Origin of the sequence: Cupriavidus basilensis (assembly GCF_000832305.1) — a bacterium.
GTDB lineage: Bacteria > Pseudomonadota > Gammaproteobacteria > Burkholderiales > Burkholderiaceae > Cupriavidus > Cupriavidus basilensis_F.
In genome coordinates, this window is sequence record NZ_CP010537.1 from 3,743,806 (window position 1) to 3,758,229 (window position 14,424).

General features: G+C 66.9%; 10 protein-coding genes and 1 pseudogene. 6 read left to right on the forward strand and 5 right to left on the reverse strand.

Going from position 1 to position 14,424, the window contains the following annotated elements:
• Positions 1–95 precede the first annotated feature (95 nt).
• The 5 genes and pseudogenes from RR42_RS36950 to RR42_RS36970 all read left to right on the forward strand — a co-directional run.
• Positions 96–887: pseudogene (locus tag RR42_RS36950) on the forward strand (amidohydrolase); the annotation flags it as partial.
• A gap of 707 nt (positions 888–1,594) precedes the next feature.
• On the forward strand, positions 1,595–2,932 hold the full coding sequence (locus tag RR42_RS36955) for an HlyD family secretion protein (RefSeq protein WP_043357353.1): 1,338 nt from the start codon (positions 1,595–1,597) through the stop codon (positions 2,930–2,932).
• A gap of 103 nt (positions 2,933–3,035) precedes the next feature.
• Positions 3,036–4,337, forward strand: coding sequence for a hypothetical protein (locus tag RR42_RS36960; RefSeq protein WP_043357355.1), 1,302 nt, complete (start codon positions 3,036–3,038; stop codon positions 4,335–4,337).
• Between the two features lie 2 nt (positions 4,338–4,339).
• Entirely contained in the window at positions 4,340–6,325 is a 1,986-nt protein-coding gene (locus tag RR42_RS36965; RefSeq protein WP_043357357.1) for a glycosyltransferase family 2 protein, read from the forward strand.
• A 5-nt stretch (positions 6,326–6,330) separates the two neighbouring features.
• The gene (locus RR42_RS36970; protein ID WP_052495213.1) at positions 6,331–7,812 is read left to right on the forward strand and encodes an efflux transporter outer membrane subunit; all 1,482 of its coding nucleotides are present in this window, start codon (positions 6,331–6,333) and stop codon (positions 7,810–7,812) included.
• A 12-nt stretch (positions 7,813–7,824) separates the two neighbouring features.
• On the opposite strand, the gene RR42_RS36975 is transcribed toward RR42_RS36970, so the two are convergent.
• From RR42_RS36975 to RR42_RS36985, 3 genes are read right to left on the reverse strand one after another with little or no spacing between them, the layout of a single operon-like run.
• The gene (locus RR42_RS36975; RefSeq protein ID WP_052495337.1) at positions 7,825–8,589 is read right to left on the reverse strand and encodes an amino acid ABC transporter permease; all 765 of its coding nucleotides are present in this window, start codon (positions 8,587–8,589) and stop codon (positions 7,825–7,827) included.
• Between the two features lie 22 nt (positions 8,590–8,611).
• Positions 8,612–9,358, reverse strand: coding sequence for an amino acid ABC transporter permease (locus RR42_RS36980; RefSeq protein ID WP_082055250.1), 747 nt, complete (start codon positions 9,356–9,358; stop codon positions 8,612–8,614).
• Positions 9,359–9,392: 34 nt separating this feature from the next.
• Positions 9,393–10,223 (reverse strand): ABC transporter substrate-binding protein, encoded by an 831-nt coding sequence (locus RR42_RS36985; protein ID WP_052495214.1) that lies wholly within the window; start codon positions 10,221–10,223, stop codon positions 9,393–9,395.
• 227 nt (positions 10,224–10,450) lie between these two features.
• Between RR42_RS36985 and trhA the strand changes: the two genes are divergently transcribed.
• Complete coding sequence (gene trhA / locus RR42_RS36990) at positions 10,451–11,068, forward strand: PAQR family membrane homeostasis protein TrhA (RefSeq protein ID WP_043358608.1); 618 nt, start codon at positions 10,451–10,453, stop codon at positions 11,066–11,068.
• Here trhA and RR42_RS36995 read toward each other — a convergent pair.
• A complete protein-coding gene (locus RR42_RS36995) occupies positions 11,065–11,556 on the reverse strand; it encodes a GNAT family N-acetyltransferase (protein ID WP_063778480.1) in 492 nt (163 codons plus the stop codon). The two genes, trhA and RR42_RS36995, sit on opposite strands and share 4 nt — an antisense overlap.
• A 102-nt stretch (positions 11,557–11,658) precedes the next feature.
• Positions 11,659–14,118, reverse strand: coding sequence for a penicillin acylase family protein (locus tag RR42_RS37000; RefSeq protein ID WP_043357360.1), 2,460 nt, complete (start codon positions 14,116–14,118; stop codon positions 11,659–11,661).
• Positions 14,119–14,424 lie beyond the last annotated feature (306 nt).

A 14,424-nucleotide genomic window follows, 5' to 3' on the forward strand; every position in this document is an offset into this window, starting at 1 on the left:
CAGCCGGTAAATGTACTGCCGTGCATCCCGCCTTGTGCTGGCCGGGCCCGGTCGGATGCCGGCCGCGCCAGTCAATGTGGGCCACGCGCATCTAGGGCATGATCCGCGACACCGGCGACGACCTCAAGGCGCTCAGCGCCAAGGGCCTGTTCTCCGGCTACGGCAACGACCGCTGCTACCTGCGCGCGGTCAAGCTGTACGGCGACGGCGCACTCGGCAGCCGTGGCGCGGCGCTGATGGCGCCGTACTCGGATGACCACGTGCACAGCGGCCTGCTGTTCATGAGCGACGCGGCCATGCAGGCGAGCGTCAAGATGGCGATCGAGGTGGCCGACAAGGAAGTCGGCGGCCGCGAACTGCGCAACCGCATCGAGCATGCCCAGGCCCTAGCGCTGCCGGACATCCCGCGCTTCAAGCAGCTCGACCTGATCGCCTCGATGCAACTCACCCATGCCACCAGCGACATGAACATGGCTGAGGACCGCATCAGCAAGGAACGCATCAAGGGCGCCTACGCCTGGCAGACCATGCTCAAACAAGGCACCGTGATTGCCGGCGGCTCGGACTTCCCGGTGGAATCCGCCAACCCCTTCTTCGGCCTGCATGCGGCGGTCACGCGTACCGACCACGAAGTGCGCCCGATCAAGGGCTGGCATCCGGAGCAAGCCATGACCCTGACCCAGGCCTTGCGCGCCTTCACGCTGGACGCCGCTTACGCGGAGCACCAGGAGAAGATGCCGGGCTCGCTGGAGCCGTGCAAGTGGGCCGACTCCATCCTGGTCGACCAGGACCTGTTCAAAGTGGCGCCGGCCGAGATCTGGAAGACCCGCGTGACCCAGACGTGGGTGGCGGGTGAGCGCGTGTACGCGGACACAAGCGCGCGTTGATGTTGATACGCTGAATTGCCGAGTACCATGGCGTGTATTCGTCGCCGTGGCATGATCGAGAGGCCGGCCCTGCGCCGGCTTTTTTTCATGCGTGCTGCTGCTTCACGGTGCGTGTTGCAAACAGAAGACAGAGCACAGAGAACACCCATTGCCCGCCCCGCCGGGCGGCAGGCGATCGAGTGGCGAGCATGGCGCACAGGCCATTGCGCCATGAGAAGAAACAATGTCCGCAGAGGCGGCGGGGAATGCCTCACCCTCCGAAAATGCGCCCGTGCGTATGTGACAGCCAGGTCTCTGCCCGCATGGGAAATGGGGCATCGGATGCCATTGATTTCAACGGTGTGACATCCTGCTCTTACACATTCTTACAGCACTGGCACGGCTTCTTGGCTAGCCTTCATTCACTCGCCACCGTGCAGCGAACCCGAGTCCTGCACATCCGCGAGTATCGTCGATGGCCCTCGGGTCATACGCATTCGCCCCGCTCCTGCGCTCAGCCGGAGCGCGGGCAGATCCACGGACCCGGCACGTCTTGGTCCACACACAGATGCGCAAGCGGTCCGGCTGGGCCGTGAAACAACGCATCGCGGAAGAAATATTGGGGGACTTGCTTTACAGGGAACGTGCGTCTTGCCGACACGCCCGGTGCCAACGGCTTGCCGCTCGTTTTGCGAACCCGATCGCGCAAACTTGCCAGTGAGGATGCCATGAGCGACAAAATCGAACAAAGCCGCCCCCCGGCCACGCACCTGCCGGAATTGCGCACAGAGCATCCGGCGCCCGCGAGAGGCAGCCGCGAGCTGACCCAACACCGACTCTGGCACGTGGTGCCACGCCTGACCAGCTACGGCGTGGCCGCCTTTATCGTCTGGGTGATCTTGGCCGTGATGTTTCCACCCGTGTTCACGCGCTCGTCGGAACGCGCCGTGGTCGATGGACCTGTCAACCTGGTCACCACCCCGGTCGAAGGCGTGGTGGCGGGCCAGCGAATTTCGGTGGGCGCCTCATTTGCGCCGGGAGACACGCTGATGAGCGTGCAGAACCAGAATATCGACCGCGCCTTGCTGGTGGAACTGACGGGCAAGAAGCTGGACAACCAGCAACGCTACGATGCGGCCAAAGCCAAGCTCGAAGGCGATCAGGCCCGCCTTGACGCGACCGACCAGGAGACCAGGAAATACCAGGCAGCCGCACAAGCCGAACACGCCGCCAAGATCCGCGGCATCCAGGCCCGCATGGCAATGGCCAAGGAACAGGTAGACCAGCAGGAAGACGTGGTGAACCGCAACCAGGCCATGCAATGGGCGGGCGCGGTCAGCGAGGCCTACACAAATGCCTCCCGCTACCAGTTGTCGATCCTGTCGAACTCCAAGGAAGCGATCCGCGCCGAGCTCGACAACGCGCTCAGCAACAGCCAGGCAGCCAAGGGCAAGGTGTACCTCTCCAGCACCGATGGCGCGGTCTCCACGCTGGCGCAGCGGCACGACGAACTGAGCGCGGAGATCACCCAGCTCAGGGCGGAGCTGACCCAGCTTGAGCAGTATGGCAAGTCGGTTGACTCCCTGATCGCGCAGGAAGAACAGCGCGTCCAACGCATGTCCAACCTGGATATCAAGGCCTACGATTCCGGCATGGTCCAGGACGTGCTGGCACCGCCCGGCACGCGCGTCGCGGCCGGCGCGACCTTGCTGCGCAGTACCAATTGCGCGCAACCCCGGGTGGTGGCCGTGTTCCCCCGCAGCCTCAGCAACGACCTGTTGCCCGGCACCAAGGTGACGGTGCGCGTGGACGGCGTTGCCGCGCCGCTGGCCGGCAAGGTTGCTGAAATCCTGCCGCGCGCGCCCGATGGCGAGCAGGCGCGCTACTTCGTGCCGTTCCCGCCCATCGAGAAAAACGAGATCTACCTGATCGCCAAACTGGACAAGCCCTTACCGGCGTTGCCTCAGCAGAGCGCCGGCGCGGCGGCGGATCGCTGTGCGCTGGGCCGCTGGGCCAAGGTCAGCCTCGACCAGCCCTGGTGGGGCCATGTGCGCACGCTGATCTGACGGCAGCGAATCCGACGCAAGGCAGGAGATCGCCATGAACCGGGCCTTACCCACCTTACCCACCTTACCCACCTCGCCCGCCTCACCCACCTTACGCCGCCGAATGCTGCCACCGCTGCTGGCCGGCATGACCAGCCTGGCCATGATCCTGGCGCCGCCCGCCGCCGCCCAGGCGCCCCCGGCGCAAGCGCGCGAGCAGTTGCTGGCGGGCGCCTGCCAGGCAATTGCCGCGCGGGTCGCGGCGGTGCCGGGCCAGGGCCCGGTGATGCTCGGCAGCTACGAGCCCGCACCGGGGCAGGGTCCGCTCGCACCCGCCTTGCAGCAAGCGGCGTTCGTCTATGACAACGCGCTCGCGGGCATCGCGCTGGTGGCCTGCCGCCGCGTTGGCGATGCGCGCCGCATAGCGGACGCCATGGTTGCTGCCAGCGCGCACGATCGTCACTACCACGATAACCGGCTGCGCAATGCCTACCGCGCCGGCGCGCTGCCGGCAGGCCCCGCGCCCCTGCCCGGCTGGTGGGACACGCCGAGCCAGCGCTGGTTCGAGGACGCGTACCAGGCCGGCACCGCCACGGGCAATGTGGCGTGGGCCGCGCTGATGCTGCTGGCGGTCTACGACAGCACCCACGAACGCCGCTATCTCGACAGTGCCGCGGCGCTGATGGGCTGGGTCGACGCCACGCTCTTCGATGCCGGTCCCCCGGGCGGCTTCATCGGCGGCTACTTCGGCGAGGAACCCAGCCCCACCCGCCAGTCCTGGAAGTCCACCGAGCACAACGTCGATGCCTATGCCGCGTTCATCTGGCTGGCCCGCCTCAGCAACGATCCGCGCTGGCCGGTGGCGGCGCGGCGCGCGCGCGGTTTCGTCGAGGCGATGTGGCAGCCGCGCGAAGGCCGCTTCGTGATCGGCACGCGCGACGACGGCCGCTCGCTCAATAGCGGCCCCTCCGCTCTCGATGCGGTGTTATGGCCGCTGATCGCCGTGCCAGACGCGCCCGCGGACTGGCGCAGGGGCCTGGACTGGACCCGCGAGCGTCATGGCGTCAAGGGCGGCTACGGCTTCAACGGCAACCCCGACGGCGTCTGGACCGAAGGCACGGGCCAGGCCGCGCTGGTGCTGCGCGCCAGCAGCCGCGCGCAGGATGCCTCATCGCTCTGGCCACTGCTGCTGTCACAGCGCGCGCCCTCCGGCCTGCTTTACGCCACACCGGAACAACGCATCCGCACCGGCCTCTCGATCGGGCCGACCTCCACCACGGAGGACTTTTACTACTACCACCTGCCCCACCTCGGCGCGACCGCATGGGCGGTGCTGGCCGCCGCAGGCTGGAACCCCTTCCGTCCTTCCGGATGTGTCGATGCCGCTTGCACCGGCACCATTTCCGCCCCTCCGTCCAAGGAGTAATGATGTTTGCATTCTTCCTCGATGGCAGGGCGCTGCTCGTCATCAACGCCGCCACCTTGCTGCTCGCCTGGCTTTGCATGCGGGGAGACCGCACCCGGGACTCTGACCGTTGCGTGTTCGGCGCCATCACCGCAACCCTGCTGCTCGTCTACCTCGCGTGGCGCTGGACCCAGACGCTGCCCGAATGGCAAATGACCTTCCCGAGCCTGTGGGCGCATGCCTTCTTCGGGTTCGAGATCATGACGATCGCGTACACCGTGATCTCCATCGTCACGCTGACGCGCGGCAGCAACCATGCGCCAGCGGCCGATGCAGGCGAAGCAGCACTGCGGCGCAGCCGCTCGGTGCCCCGCGTCGACATCTTCATCGCAACCTACAACGAAGGACTGGAAATACTGGAGAAGACCATTGTTGCCGCGCTGGTGATCGACTATCCGGATTTTCGCGTGTGGGTACTCGACGACACCCAGCGCGACTGGCTGAAGGCGTTCTGCGCGCAGGTCGGCGCCAACTACGTCACGCGCCCCGACAACACGCATGCCAAGGCGGGCAACCTCAACAATGGCCTGCAGCATAGCGCCCGCGCGGAGCACGGCGGCGGCGCACCCTACATCATGGTGCTCGATGCCGACTTCGCCCCGAACAAGAACATCCTCATGCGTACCATCGGCCTGTTCGCCGACCCCAAGGTCGGCGTAGTGCAGACGCCGCAGTTCTACTACAACGCGGACCCGATCCAGTACAACCTGCGCTCGACCGAATGCTGGGTCGACGAGCAGCGCGCCTTCTTCGATGTGATGCAGCCCGCCAAGGACGCCTGGGGCACCGCCTTTTGCATCGGTACGTCCTTCGTGGTCCGGCGCGAGGCGCTCAGCTTGATCGGCGGCTTCCCAACCGGCACGGTCACGGAGGATATCCACCTGACGTATCGCCTGATGCCCCACGGCTATGTCACGCGCTGGCTCAACGAACGCTTGAGCGTGGGCCTGTCCGCCGAAGGCCTGCCCGAATACATCAGCCAGCGCAGCCGGTGGGGACTGGGCACGATCCAGGTAGCACTCACGGCCGACGGGCCGCTGCGCGGGCGCGGCTACACACTGGGCCAGCGCGTGCATTACGTGCACGGCCTGCTGCACTGGCTGAGCCGCCCTTTCACGCTCATGCTGCTGGCCGGGCCGCTGTTGTATTGGTACTTCGACGTGCCGACGCTGTACGGCGAACCGATGCAGTTCCTTGCCTATGGCGTGCCGGCGCTGCTGCTTTACTGGGCCTACAGCATCTGGGTAACCGGCTCGCGCGCGCTGCCCATCTTTACTGAAGTCACGCAGATCGTAGCCGCGCTGGCGGTCAGCGCGACACTGGTCAGCGCATTCTTCAAGCCGTTCGGGCGTCCGTTCAAGGTCACCAACAAGGGCCTGGATCGCAGCAAGCTGGTGATCCACGGGAAGTTCGCCACGCTCTATGGCTGCCTGATCCTGCTCTCAGGCATGGGCCTGGCGCGCGCGGTGGCCGCCGACGCGGCAGCCTCGGGACTCGCCTTCAACATCGCGTGGACCGCCGTGTCGATGGTGCTCTACCTCACCTCGCTGCTGGTCTGCGTTGAACTGCCGAGGCCGCGCAAGGAAGAACGCTTCCCCTACCGGGAGCGAGCCCTGCTGCGGATCAGCGGCAAGGCAGCTTGCGGCGGACACGAGTACACCGCCACTACCGTGAACCTGTCCTGCAATGGCGTCGCCATTACCAGCGCGATGGCGGCGTCGATTCCGGTCGGCGCCGAGGGCGCGGTCTGGATGGAGGCGACCGGCTGGGTCCCATGCCGGATCGCGCGCCGCCAGGGCAAGCTGCTCGGGCTCGCCCTGCATCTGGACATGGCGACGCGCCATCGCTTGATCCGGCTGCTCTTCAGCGAGCCCACCCACAACGTCGCCAGCCAGGGCAATCCCCGGCTGGCCATTTCGCGGCTCGTGTGGCGCGCCTTTTCCGGATGAATCCCATGCACAAGACTCTCGCCCCTACGCTGCGCATTCTCTGCATGGCGCTGCCGCTTGCGCTGGCCGCATGCACCCTCGAGCCAACATACCAGCGCCCCGCGCAGCAAGTGCCGCAGGCCTGGCCCACCGGCCCGGCATACTCTGCCGGCACGCCGGCAGCGGCCGAAACGAGCACTTCGGCGGCCGACCTGGGCTGGCAGGACTTCTTCGTCGATGCGCGCCTGCGGCGCCTGATCGAGCTGGCGCTGGCCAACAACCGCGATCTGCGCGTCGCCACGCTCGCCATTGAACAGGCGCGCGCCCAGTACCGTATCCAGCGCGCCGCGCAATTCCCCGCGATCGGTGCCAGCGCGGGCGTGCTCAGCCAGCGCGTGCCCAACGAACTGCGCGCGCCCGGACAGCCAGCGGTCATCACGCAGTACAGCGCGGGCGTGGGATTCAACGCGTTCGAGCTGGACTTCTTCGGACGCGTGCGCAGCCTCAAGCACGAGGCACTTGAACAATATCTCGCCACGGAGGAAGCGCGCCGCAGCGCCCATATCAGCCTGGTCGCCGAGGTCGCCAGCGCCTACCTGACCTGGCGCGCCGACCAGGTGCTGCTGCAAATCTCGGAGGACACGCTGAAGAGCCAGCAGGCTGCCGCCGAGATGATCGGGCGCGGCAAGCGCGCGGGTGCCATGGCGCAGCTGGACCTGCACCGCGCCGAGACCCAGGTGCAGACCGCGCGCGTGGGCGCGGAGCAATACACGCGGCAGGTCGCGCAGGACGAGAATGCCATCAGCCTGCTGATCGGCGGCCCGCTGCCGCAAGACCTGCCACCGCCCGAGCCCTTCGAGTCGACGAGCCTCGTTGCCGAGCTGCCTGCCGGCCTACCCTCGGCATTGCTGCAGCAAAGGCCCGACATCATGGCCGCCGAGCACCGCCTGAAAGCCTCCAACGCCGACATCGGCGCCGCGCGGGCGGCATTCTTCCCGACCATTTCGCTGACCGGCGCGGTTGGCTCGGCCAGCACCAATCTGGCAGGGCTGTTCTCCGCAGGCATGGGCGCGTGGACCTTCGCGCCGCAGATCACCCTGCCGATCTTCAATGCCGGCAACAACCAGGCCAGGCTCGATGCCTCCAAGGTGCAGAAGGACATCAATATTGCCGCCTACGAGAAGACTATCCAGACGGCCTTTCGCGAAGTGGCAGACGGCCTGGCCGCGCGCGGGACCTATGACCGGGAGGCCGCCGCGCAGGAAACCCTGGTCAAGGAAGCCAGCGAAACCCAGCGCCTGTCGGAGATGCGATTCAAGAACGGCGTGGACGACTATTTTGCGGTCTTCGATGCCCAGCGCCAGCTCTATACCGCGCAGCAAACCCTGGCCACCATCCGGCTGGCCCGCCTGACCAGTCGTGTTGCGCTGTACAAGGCGCTTGGCGGAGGATGGTCGGAGCACACGGCCGCCGTGGCGCAAAGCGCGGGCGCGACACCGGCACGATGAAGCGCACCGCAGCTAGCGGGGCCCGATCGCTACATGGCGGCCCCTGGCCTTGGACCGGACAGGTGGAAGCGCATGCGCCTCGGGCCGCCCCCGCCGCGCGCAGACGGCGGCCTGCGGCTGCGTCACACGGCAGGCCAGCGCCGCCACGCTCTCGATCGCCAGGCAAATCAGGAAGTAGAGAAACGCGACGGCAAGGAACACCTGCGCCGCATAACCCACGCTGCGCCCGTTGACCTGCGTTGCCACGGTCGACAACTCCACCACGCCCACGATATAGGCCAGCGACGTATCCTTGGCCAGCGACACCCACACATTGCCCAGCGACGGCAGCATGGCGCGCAGCGTCTGCGGCAGCACCACCTGCCAGAGCGCCTGCAACGGCGTCATGCCAAGCGCCAGCGCCGCATTGCGCTGCCCGCGCCCGATCGCGTCAAAGCCCGCCGCCATGACCTGCGCGATATAGGCCGCGCCGATCAGCGCGAGCGCCAGCACCACGGTCTGCACTTCGCCCACGTGAACGCCCGCCAGCATCGGCAGCAGGAAGTAAGCCCAGAAGATCAGCATCAGCACGGGAATCGCGCGCAGGCAGGCCAGCAACGCGCGCACGGCACGCGCCAGCGGGGCCGGCGCCAGGTCAAGCAGCGCGGCAACGCCAATGCCCAGCACGGTGGCACCCGCGCAGGCCAGCAGCGCCATCCACAAGGTCAGCGCGGCGCCCGCCACGGGACCGTTGGGGAACGTGCCGGCCAACAGGTAGGGCAACTGCCTGAGCACCATGGCCCAGCCGGAGAAATCGGCATCAGGCACGCGCGGCCTCCGTCCATCCCAGGCAGCGCAGCAGCACCGGCGCCGCCGCCTGCAACAGCAGGATCAGCGCGACGTAAAGCAGCGTGGCCAGGCCGAAGGCCTGGAAGGTCATCAGGCTGTCGGTTTCCACTTGCCGGGCGGTGTAGGACATCTCCGCAAAACCGATCGCCATCGCCAGCGATGTGTTCTTGATGGTCTGGCAGAACTGCCCCACCATCGGCCGCGCGGCGATGCGCAGCGCCTGCGGCAGCACCACGCGCCAGAATGCGGCCGCGGGTGTAAAGCCCAGCGCCAGCGCCGCCGCGCCCTGGCCCCGCGGCACATTGGCCAGCCCCGCCTCCAGTTCGCGCGCATAGAAAGCACTGGCGTAAAGGCCGATGCCGGCCAGGCTCGCAAGCGCCTCCAGCGAAGGCGCGGGCACGTGCCAGCCGCCGATGCGCCATCCCTGCCAGTCATACAGCGCGCCGATGGCGCCCTCGCCCAGCAGCTGTGCCGCGCCGAAGTACCAGAAGAACAACTGCACCAGCAACGGCGTGCGGCGCAGCAAGCCAACCGCGCCGCGCGCCGTCAGGCGCAGCGGCATGATCGGGCTACGCGCGAGCACCAGCCAGCCGGCGGCAATCGCGCAGCCAAGCACAAACACCGCCACCGACAGCGCCACGGTCAGGCCAAAGCCGGCTGCAATCCAGCCGACGTACTTTGCCGGCAGCGACTGCAGCAGGATCGCTTGCCCCTGCATGGCTAGCCCTGGCCGGAATAGAAGGAAGCCATCGTCACTTCAGCGCGCTGCCAATCGTGAAATCCCGCGCCAGCGGCGCCGTGCTCTTCGGCCCGAACCACTTGTCGTAGATGCGCGCCGCCGTGCCATCCTTCTCCAGCCCCGCCAGGATGCGATCGATCTCGGCGGTCAGCCGGTCCTCGCCCTTGGGAACGCCCACGCCCATGTACTCACGCGTCAGCGTGAACGACGAAATCTCGAACTGATCCTTGTTGGGCAACGTCGCCAGCAAGGCGCCCAGCTTGGCGCCATCCTGCGCAAATGCCTGGATCGCGCCGCTGCGCAGCGCGCTCAGCGCCAGCGGGGAATCGTCATACGCGATCACGCGCGCGTCCGGATACTTCTGCCGCAGCGTGGTCTCCTGCGTGGTGCCCTTGTCCACGCCCAGGCGCCAGGCCTTGAGGTCGTCCGCCTGCTTGAGCGCGCCCTTCCTGGCGATGAACTGCAAGCCGCTGGCGAAGTACGGCGTGGAGAAGCCGATCTGCTGGCGGCGCTCATCGGTGATGGTGAAATTGGCGGCGACGATGTCTGCCTTCTGCGATGCCAGCAGGGCAATGCGGTTGGCTGGGTTGGTCGCGCGGAACTCAGGCTTCACGCCCAGCCGCTTGGCGATCTCGGCCGCGTAGTCCACATCGAGGCCAACAGGGGTGATACTGCCGGCCTCGACAAAGCCGAACGGCGGGTTCGCGTCGAACACGCCCACGCGCAGCACGCCAGCCTTCTTGATGTCATCCAGGCGGTCCGCCATGGCGGGGCTCGAAGCCAGCACGGTGAGGCCGGTGAGCAGCGTCAGGGCAGCCTTGAACAGCGGCGAAGGGATACGCATGGGGAATCTCGCTAAGGGTTGGATGGCGAGACGATAGCGGTGGGAACCCAGGCCGGGAACGAATGGTTTCGCAGATGGTTATGCCATCCCGGGAGCCCCATCGGCAGGCCCCGGCGGCCCGCTTTCCACGGCCCTTCGAAATCCATGCAAAAATACGCTGATAACGCACCGCAACAAAGCCCCCTGCAATCGCCCCAACCAGCGACCACTACAGGAGAATGAACAACATGTACCGTGGAGAACGTTTCAACGGCTACAGCCATTTGGCCGGCGCCGTGCTGGCCGCAGCCGGCACAGCAGTCCTTATCACCAGCTCTGCCCTCTACCACGACGCCTGGAAGGTCGTCAGCTCCATCGTCTACGGCGCCACGCTGGTCTTCCTCTACACCATCTCCACGCTCTATCACAGCCTGCGCGGCCGCCCCAAGGACATCCTGCGGCGGCTCGATTACTGCGCCATCTACCTGCTGATCGCCGGCAGCTATACGCCCTTCGCGCTGGTCACGCTGCGCGGGCCGTGGGGCTGGACGCTGTTCGGGGTGAACTGGGGACTGGCGGTGATCGGCATCGCGCAGGAGCTGTTGATTGGCCGCCGCACGCGCGTGTTCTCGCTGCTGATCTATGTGCTGATGGGCTGGCTGGTGCTGTTTGCCTTTGGCCCGCTGGTGGCGGCGCTGCCGGCTGCCGGCCTGTACTGGCTGGTGGCGGGCGGCGCGCTCTATACGGCCGGCATCGGGTTCTTCCTGTTCGACGAGAAGGTGCGGCACTTCCACGGCATCTGGCACCTGTTCGTGCTGGCCGGCAGCGCCTGCCAGTTTGTCAGCATTCTCTGGTACGTGGGCTAGACAGAGTGTATTGACCTGGCGTTCTCGCGCGCCAGGCGCATCGGCACATAGGCGATGCCCTTTGTCTGTGCGCGGGGGCCGATGGCCCGGAAGCCGAAGCGCTCGTAGACCACGGTTGCGAACGGGCTCGAATTGACGGTGAATTCACGCACCTCGCCGCTGGCGATCGCAGCCTGGCTGGCGGCTTGCCAGAGGGCTCCGGCAATGCCGCTCCGATGCATCTGTGGCGCGACGAACAGGTGGAAGAGGTGGCTGACATCACGCATCGCAAGGATGCCGGCAAGCTGCTCGCCGCGGCAGGCAACCAGATAGTGGAAGCGCGGACTGGTGACATAGCCGGACATCGCATCCGGCGAGAGGCTGGCGAGAAAATCCTCCGCGCCGGCCCCGGATGCCTCGATGGTGAAATAGTGCGCGACGCTCAGCGCAAGCGCGCTCATGCCCGCGGCGTCTTCGATGCCGGCATGGCGAATGATCAATGTATCCATGGTGGATCTGGCTGATGATAGCCATTCAGTTTTTGGTCATAGCGCGGGCCGGCGCGCCACATGCCTGCAGCCAGGCGCGAGCCAGATGCGTCTGCCGCGGGCTTACTGCGGCACCAGCTCCACCTTCTCCCGCGTCTCCTTCTCCACCGCCTTGCGCGTGTAGAGCAGCGGGAAGTAGTCGCCCCTCGCCCACATCTGCGCCAGGTCCCGATAGTGCGGGCTGGCGGGATTGCCGGATTGCCCGGGTGCGTTGACCACGCGCGAGGCATCCCAGTTGCCCACGTCCAGCACCATGCGGAACGACGCGCCCGCGGTGAGCTGGTAGTCGCTGTTGCGGTAGCTCGTGTTCATCGGCGTGAAGGAAGACCCGCCGATCGGCCCGGCGTTGACGTCGTAGCGCTGGCGCGCCGCGTTATCCAGCAGCGGGTCGAGCGGATGATTGAACACTGCGGTGTGCAGCTTGCCCCATTGCCAGGCTTTCGGGTCCGGGCCAAGCTTGCGCTCCACCTCCGCCATGGCGCTCTTGAGCGATGCCACGATGACTTCGTTGCGGCGCTCCACCGGCATCCACGGCTCGGGCTTTTCCAGCACCGCCAGCACGCGGCTGGCATCGCCATAGCCTGCAAGCCTGGCGCCTTCCGGCGACAGCGCCGCGCGCACCACCGCCGGGCGCAGGTACTTGCTGAACCAGACTTCAAACAACGCCGCCGGCGCGCTGTCGGCGCGCTCGTTGCCGTCCCAGCCGCGCAGCAGGTCGAGTCCCCGGCGCGCCTGGACGTCCTCGGTGCGTACATTGGCCAGCAACGCCACCGCGCGCAGCGCCGGCAGCGAAGTGGTGTCGTTCTGCCACGCCATGCTGTCCGCCACCGAGGCATGCGGGTTCGCTGCCACCAGGCTCTTGAGCCGCCGCGCGCGCGCCGTGTCGCTCCATTCGTAGCCCACGCCCATCTTGGCTGCGGGGTGGTGGGGCGGGATGTTGTTCTCGTTGGCGGTCACCACATAGCCGGCGGCCGGGTTGTAGGCCCACGGCAGCTCGTCCATGTTGCGGTAGCCCGCCCACTCGTAGCGGCCGTCGCCCGGCACTGGCGTGAGGCCATCCCAGTTGGGGCGGATGACGGTCAGGCCACCGGGGATCCAGCCAATGTTGCCTTCGCGGTCGGCGTAGACCTGGTTCTCGCCCGGGGCGCCCCAGCGGTTCATCGCGGCGCGGAACTGGTCCCAGTTCTGGGAGCGCATGTAGTCCATGGAGCCGAAGTACGGCGCCATGCCCAGGTCCAGCCAGGCCGCGCGCAGCGCATAGGCGCGATTGCCCTTGGCATCGGTGACCAGCACCGGGCCGTGGCGGGTGAAGTCCAGGCTGACCTTGCGCGGCGTGGCCTCGCCCTTGACGGCGATCTCTTCGGTCACGGTTTCCATCGGTTCCCAACGGCCGCGGTACTTGTATTCGTGCGGCTGCGCCGGGTTGGTCTCGTAGACGTAGAGATCCTCCTGATCCATATAGAAGCGGGTCAGGCCGAAACCGATGTTGTCGTTGTGCCCGATCGAGATCCCCGGCAGGAACGGCTCGCCGGCTCCGATCACCGACATCCCCGGCGCGTTCAGGTGGCTGATGTAGCGCAGGCTGGGCGCGCCGTGCGCGCGGTGCGGGTCATTGGCAAGGATGGGCCGGCCGGTGCTGGTGCGCGAGCCCGAGATCACCCAGTTGTTGGAGCCGAGGCTGCGCGCGGTGTCGCTGTTGGTGTCAAGCACCGCATACAGCGCCTCGTGCGGGATGCCCTCCGCCTTGGCCGAAGCCCACCACTCTTTCGGAAAGCGCGGCGCGGCGGTGGCGAGCTCATAGGCGCGGCGCAGTTCCACGGTCGGCAGCGCGCAGGGGTCGAGGCCGTCCGGCAGCTTGGGCTGGATCGGCGGATCCAGCTCGCGTTGCACCCAGTCGGTGCGGGCCGCATCGGGCTTGACCTGGCAGTAGACCTGCGCGCGATTGACCTCGCCCATGACATTGAGCGTGAGCCCATGATGGCGGATGCGCACGATGTCTTCCGCATGCCAGCGCGCGGGCTTGTAGTTCAGCAAGCGAAACTCCGGCGGCAGCAAGTCCGGCCTGCTCTCCGTCTGCGCGACATAGGCGTTCACGCCGGCCACGAACGCCTCCGCCACGCGCTTGGCGTCCGAGCCATAGGCCAGCCACTCGCGGTACATGTCGCCGCGGAACAGCACGGCACGTGCCATGCGGTCCCCTTCCACATAGGCCGGCCCGAAGTCCTTGGCCATCTCGCCCAGGCCACGCTTGCGCCACAAGTCGATCTGCCACAGGCGGTCGCGCGCGGCCATGAAGCCTTGTACATAGAAGGCGTCGTACAGCGTGTTGGCGTAGATATGCGGCACCCCCCAGCGGTCGATCAGGATGCTGGCGGGCTTCTCCAGGCCCGCCACCTGGAAGCGTTCGTTGGCGGGGACTGCGGCGGTGGCAGCGGTTGCGGCGGCCGGTGGCACGGCATGGGCGGCGGCTGCGGCAGTGCTCAGGATGAGCAGGGCGGCAAGGCGGCGGGCTCGGCAAACCATGGTGTTTCCTTGGGGACGTGGGGATCGCATCGGGTAAAAATCGGGTGTCGCGAGCCATGCGGGCGCGGCGAATCGCCGCCAAGGATAGCGGAAGTCGCACGGGCGAGCCTGATCGGGCTACCCGTTCTTGCCGGATTGCAACCCGGCTCACGCTCCGGGAACCAGCGCGAACACCCAACTGGCGCGGCTTTCCATGAGTTTCATCAGGCAAAACTTTGATGCAGTGCAGAATGACGAGGCACACGTGGAAGCCTATAACCCCATAACCGGTTTCATTATCCGAAACCGGCCGACTCCGGAGTGCGC

Bases quoted from the DNA above. Each gene is read 5' to 3' on its own strand.
- RR42_RS36965 (WP_043357357.1), top strand. From the start codon at position 4,340: ATGTTTGCATTCTTCCTCGATGGCAGGGCGCTGCTCGTCATCAACGCC.
- RR42_RS36960 (WP_043357355.1), top strand. From the start codon at position 3,036: ATGCTGCCACCGCTGCTGGCCGGCATGACCAGCCTGGCCATGATCCTG.
- RR42_RS36970 (WP_052495213.1), top strand. From the start codon at position 6,331: ATGCACAAGACTCTCGCCCCTACGCTGCGCATTCTCTGCATGGCGCTG.
- RR42_RS36975 (WP_052495337.1), bottom strand. From the start codon at position 8,589: ATGGTGCTCAGGCAGTTGCCCTACCTGTTGGCCGGCACGTTCCCCAAC.
- RR42_RS36955 (WP_043357353.1), top strand. From the start codon at position 1,595: ATGAGCGACAAAATCGAACAAAGCCGCCCCCCGGCCACGCACCTGCCG.
- RR42_RS36995 (WP_063778480.1), bottom strand. From the start codon at position 11,556: ATGGATACATTGATCATTCGCCATGCCGGCATCGAAGACGCCGCGGGC.
- RR42_RS36985 (WP_052495214.1), bottom strand. From the start codon at position 10,223: ATGCGTATCCCTTCGCCGCTGTTCAAGGCTGCCCTGACGCTGCTCACC.
- RR42_RS37000 (WP_043357360.1), bottom strand. From the start codon at position 14,118: ATGGTTTGCCGAGCCCGCCGCCTTGCCGCCCTGCTCATCCTGAGCACT.
- trhA (WP_043358608.1), top strand. From the start codon at position 10,451: ATGTACCGTGGAGAACGTTTCAACGGCTACAGCCATTTGGCCGGCGCC.
- RR42_RS36980 (WP_082055250.1), bottom strand. From the start codon at position 9,358: ATGCAGGGGCAAGCGATCCTGCTGCAGTCGCTGCCGGCAAAGTACGTC.